Genomic DNA, 4,735 nt, shown 5'->3' with positions numbered 1-4,735 from the left:
CGCTGTTGCTGCTCGTTGCCAGCGGCGACATCACGCTCGGGGGCATCGCGGTGGGTGGCTTTGCCGTGGCCGTAGCGGTGTTTGCCGGGGTGGCCTGGGGGGCGCTGTCGCTGCTGCGGGTGTTGGTGCGCGAATCGCACGCGCCGCGTTGGCTGGTGCTGGCGACACGCCAGATCACGGCCCGACCGGCCTACGCAGTGGTGCAGGTGGCCAGCCTGGCGGTGGGGCTGCTGGCGTTGCTGCTGCTGGTACTGCTGCGTACCGACCTCATCGACAGCTGGCGGCGCGCCACACCCCCGGACGCACCCAACCGCTTCGTCATCAATATCCAGCCCGATCAAGCCGAGGCATTCCGTGCTCATCTGCGCGAACACGGCGTGGCACGCTACGACTGGTACCCCATGGTGCGGGGGCGGCTGGTGGCCATCGACGGCCAACCAGTAAGGCCAGAGCAATTCCAGGGCGACCGCGCGCAGCGGCTGGTCGAGCGCGAGTTCAACCTGTCGTACAGCCGCGATTTGCCCACGCACAACCCACTGGCCGCTGGGCGCTGGCAGCCCGACGAAGCCGGTGCCATCAGTATCGAAACCGGGCTGGCCGACACACTGGGGCTGCGCTTGGGCCAGCGCCTGACCTTCGACATTGCGGGCGTGGCGCACGAGGCGCGCATCACGAGCCTGCGCAAGGTGGACTGGGCGTCGATGCACGTCAACTTCTTTGCGCTCTTTCCGGTCGCAGCCATGCCAGCCGATGTGCCCTATACCTACATCGCGGCCTTTCGCGCCCCCGAGCAGGCGGGGTTCGATCGCGAGCTGTTGCGGCGCTTTCCCAACGTGACCAATGTGGACACGAGCGCCGCCGTGGCCCAGGTGCAGCGCGTGCTGGGGCAGGTGATCCGCGCGGTGGAGTTTTTGTTTGCTTTCAGCCTGGCGGCAGGCGTGGTGGTGCTGCTGGGGACGGTGGGGGCCACGCGTGCCGAGCGCGAGCGCGACTACGCCATTTTGCGTGCGCTGGGGGCGCAGTCGGCCGTGTTGCGCCGTGTGCAGCGGGCCGAGCTGTTGGGTGTGGGGGCACTCGCTGGGCTGCTCGCGTCGGGCGTGGCGGTCGTCGTCGGCTGGGCGCTGGCGCGGTTCGTCTTTGACTTCGAGTGGCGTGTGTCGGTCTGGGTGCCGTTGGCCGGCGTCGGTGCGGGTGCCGCCCTGGCGCTGCTGGCTGGGTGGTGGACGCTGCGCGGCGTCTTGCGCACGCCGGTGGTGCAAACCCTGCGCCGCGCGGCGCTGTGAAGCTGGCTGCGGCGCCGTGGCCCCCGCCGTTACGCCCGGTGGTGTCCCCCGGCGCGCAGCAAGACGATCAGCGCACCCGCGCCACCGTCGGCCGGCCGCGCCTGCACGAAGGCCAGCACCTCACTCTTTTGCACGAGCCAGCTGTGCACGCGCCCTTTGAGCACGGGCGTCTTGCCGGGCGAGCCCAACCCCTTGCCGTGCACCACGCGTATGCAGCGCAGTCCCCGCCGCTGGGCTTCGCGCACGAACGTGGCCAGTTGCGTGCGCGCCTCTTCGGTGCGCAGGCCATGCAAATCGATCTCTGCCTGAATCGACCAATGCCCCAGGCGCAGGCGTCTGACCACGTCTGGCCCGATGCCAGGGCGGCGAAAGCTCAAGTGTTCGTCCGTGTGCAGCAGGGTTTCGACGTCGAAGCCGTCGCTGAGTGCTTCGTGCATCACAGCACGCTCGTCGGCCTGGCGCTGCTGCGGCACCGGGCGCGGCCGAGGGCGTTGCGGCTCGACGCGACCGTGCGGCGCGAGTCGCTGCACAGGGCCGACCGCACGCTCGAACAACAGCCGCTCGCGCTGGGCGCGCTCCTCGGCCTCGCGGCGGGCGGCCTCGGCGGCGGCGCGCGCAGCCGCGGCTTGCGCCGCACGTTGCGTCATCACTTGATGGATTTGCCGCAGTTCGGCCAGTGTTCGCACTTTCATCGCGGTGCCGATTGTGGGCCAAGCGACCGGGCCGCGCCGGGGGCAGCCGAATCAGACCAGGCCGCGCTCGGCCATCGAGGTGCAGCCCGCGCGCGTGACGATGAAGTGATCCAGCACCCGGATGTCCAACAGCGCCAGCGCCGCCTTGAGGTTGCGTGTGAGCGCTTCGTCCGCGCGCGAGGGCTCGGCCGCCCCGCTGGGGTGGTTGTGCGCCAGTACCACGGCCGCCGCTCCATGGTGCAGTGCCCGCAGCGCCACCTCGCGCGGATAGACGCTGGTCTGGTCCAGGGTGCCGCGAAACAGCTCCTCCAGCGCGATCAGCCGGTGCTGCGTGTCCAGAAACAGCACCGCAAACACCTCGTGCGGGCGGTGCGCCAGTTGCAGCCGCAGCACGTCGGCCACGGCGGCGGGGGAGTCCAACACCGGCCGCTCGCGCAGGCGCTGTGCCAGCGCGCGACGCACCATCTCGGTCACCGCCAGCAGCTCGGCCCGTTTGGCCGGGCCCAGTCCCTTGATGGCGGCGAGCTGCTCGGGTGTGGCCTGCAGCAGCGCGGCCAGACCGCCAAAGCGTTCCAGCAGGCTTTGGGCAAACGGCAACACCGATTGGCCCGCGACGCCGGTGCGCAGCAGCAGCGCCAGCAGTTCGGCATCGGCCAGTGCCTGCGGGCCGCGGCTGAGCAATTTTTCTCGGGGTCGAGCGTCGGGTGGCAATTCGCGCACTGGGGTTCCTCCCTGTTTTCTACAATGGCGATTTTGGCCCACCATCATGCCCGTCGTCGAGCCCGGTTCCTTTCTAACGCTGCACTACCGCCTGTCCGGCCCGGACGGCGCGGTATTTATCGACACGTTTGCCGCCCAACCCGCGACCCTGTCGCTGGGTGCGGGGGAGCTGGCCCCGGCGCTGGAGCAGCGGCTGCTGGGATTGGCCGAAGGCGAGCACGCCACGTTCGAGCTGCCCGCGGGCGAAGCGTTCGGCCCGCGTCAACCCGAGATGCTGCAGTGGGTCTCGCGCAAGCTGCTTGACGAGCTGGGCGACCCGAGCGAGCACTACGCCGTTGGCGACGTGGTGCAGTTTCCCACCCCAGATGGGGCGGGACAGTATGCCGGCGTCGTGCGCGAGGTGCGTGGCGACGGCGCCGTGCTGTTCGACTTCAACCACCCGCTCGCCGGCCAGCCGGTGCGGTTCGAGGTCCACATCATCGGGGTGTTGTGATGGGGGCGGTCGTACAGGAAGTGCTGCTGGCCGAGCCGCGCGGGTTTTGCGCCGGGGTGGATCGCGCCATCGAGATCGTCGAGCGCGCGCTGGCCAAGTTTGGCGCGCCCATCTACGTGCGGCACGAGATCGTGCACAACCGCCATGTGGTCGACGACCTGCGCCAGCGTGGCGCCGTCTTCATCGAAGACCTGGCCGATGTGCCAACCGGTGCGGTGCTCGTCTTCAGCGCGCACGGCGTCAGCCGCGCCGTGCAGGCCGAGGCCGAACGGCGCGGCTTTCGCATCTTCGACGCCACCTGCCCGCTGGTGACCAAAGTGCACGTGGAGGTGGCCAAGCTGCGCCGCGAGGGCTACGAGTTCATCCTCATCGGTCACGCGGGTCACCCGGAGGTCGAAGGCACGATGGGCCAACTCGACGGCGGCGTTCACCTGGTTGAGTCGGTGGCCGACGTCGCACGCGTGCAGCCCGCGCAGACCGAGCGCCTGGCGGTGGTGACGCAAACCACGCTCAGTGTGGACGACACGGCCGAGATTCTGGCCGCGGTGCGTGCGCGCTTTCCGAACCTGCGCGAGCCCAAGCAGCAAGACATCTGCTACGCGACACAGAACCGGCAAGATGCCGTCAAGGCGCTGGCACGCCAGGTGGACGTGGTCATCGTGGTGGGCAGCCCGAGCAGCTCCAACACCAACCGCCTGCGCGAGCTGGCCGAGCGCCTGGGCGTGCCCACCTACATGGTGGACGATGCCTCCGAGCTGCGCGACGCATGGTTCGCGCACGCCCCGCGCGTGGGTGTCACGGCCGGGGCCTCGGCACCCGAAGCGCTGGTGCAGGGCGTCGTGCAGCGCCTCAAGGCGCTGGGTGCCACTGCCGTGCGGCGCATGGACGGACCGGTGGAGACGATGCGCTTTCCGCTGCCCAAGGGGCTCAAGATTGGCGACGACGCCCGGGCGGGGTAAGGCGGGGGCGGTGGCTCACGCCGGTCGCGGCGAGGTGTTCCGCTTGGGTCAGGCGCACCACGCGGCCGACACTGCCTCGGCCTGCGCCAACACCTGCTGGACGGCGGCATCCTGCAAATCGGGCGGGTAGCCATATTTGCGCAGAATGCGCTTGACCAGCACCCGCAAGCGGGCGCGGGCGGATTCGCGACGCGCCCAGTCCACGGTGATGTTGTCGCGCAGCTTCATCAACAGCTCGTGGGCGATCACGCGCAGCTTGGCATCGCCCATCACCTCGACGGCGCTGCGGTTTTCTGCCAGGGCCTCGTAAAAGGCCTGCTCCTCTGGGGTGAGTCCCTGTTCCTCGCCGCGCGCCTGCGCAGCGCGCAGATCGCGGGCCATGGCGATGAGCTCCTGCAGCACCTCGGCCGTGGTGATGGCGTTGCTGTGGTAACGCGCCACCGCCTGCTCCAGCCGCTCCGAGAACGCCCGTGCCTGCACCACGTGGGTGCGGGCACGGGCGCGGATCGTGTCGGCCAGCAGTTTGCGCAGCGCCTCCAGCGCCAGGTTCTTTTTCTCCATCTGCTGCACTTCGGCGAGGAATTCATC

The 4,735-nt window shown here is 69.6% G+C and carries 6 protein-coding genes; 3 read left to right on the top strand and 3 right to left on the bottom strand.

Annotated features, from left to right (window positions below; all coding sequences use genetic code 11):
- Nucleotides 1-1,283: FtsX-like permease family protein (locus Q0716_RS05730; protein WP_366139722.1), on the top strand; the 1,283-nt coding region annotated here is incomplete at its 5' end.
- Nucleotides 1,284-1,312: 29 nt separating this feature from the next.
- On the opposite strand, the gene Q0716_RS05725 is transcribed toward Q0716_RS05730, so the two are convergent.
- Nucleotides 1,313-1,975: a Smr/MutS family protein gene (locus tag Q0716_RS05725; RefSeq protein ID WP_299020710.1), complete on the bottom strand. Its 663-nt coding sequence runs from the start codon at nt 1,973-1,975 to the stop codon at nt 1,313-1,315.
- A gap of 51 nt (nt 1,976-2,026) precedes the next feature.
- Entirely contained in the window at nt 2,027-2,740 is a 714-nt protein-coding gene (radC, locus tag Q0716_RS05720) for a DNA repair protein RadC (protein ID WP_299020712.1), read from the bottom strand.
- Between the two features lies 1 nt (nt 2,741).
- Here radC and Q0716_RS05715 point away from each other — a divergent pair, with 1 nt between their 5' ends.
- Nucleotides 2,742-3,188, top strand: coding sequence for an FKBP-type peptidyl-prolyl cis-trans isomerase (locus Q0716_RS05715; protein WP_299020707.1), 447 nt, complete (start codon nt 2,742-2,744; stop codon nt 3,186-3,188).
- Nucleotides 3,188-4,147 (top strand): 4-hydroxy-3-methylbut-2-enyl diphosphate reductase, encoded by a 960-nt coding sequence (gene ispH / locus Q0716_RS05710; RefSeq protein WP_299020704.1) that lies wholly within the window; start codon nt 3,188-3,190, stop codon nt 4,145-4,147. Before Q0716_RS05715 ends, ispH begins: the two co-directional genes overlap by 1 nt.
- Before the next feature lie 48 nt (nt 4,148-4,195).
- On the opposite strand, the gene Q0716_RS05705 is transcribed toward ispH, so the two are convergent.
- The coding region (locus Q0716_RS05705) for a DUF3387 domain-containing protein (protein WP_299020702.1) at nt 4,196-4,735 on the bottom strand (540 nt) is incomplete at its 5' end.

The organism is uncultured Tepidimonas sp. (assembly GCF_938045175.1).
GTDB lineage: Bacteria > Pseudomonadota > Gammaproteobacteria > Burkholderiales > Burkholderiaceae_C > Tepidimonas.
Note: the sequence above shows the minus strand (reverse complement) of the source record. Positions and strands in the feature narration are given on the sequence as shown.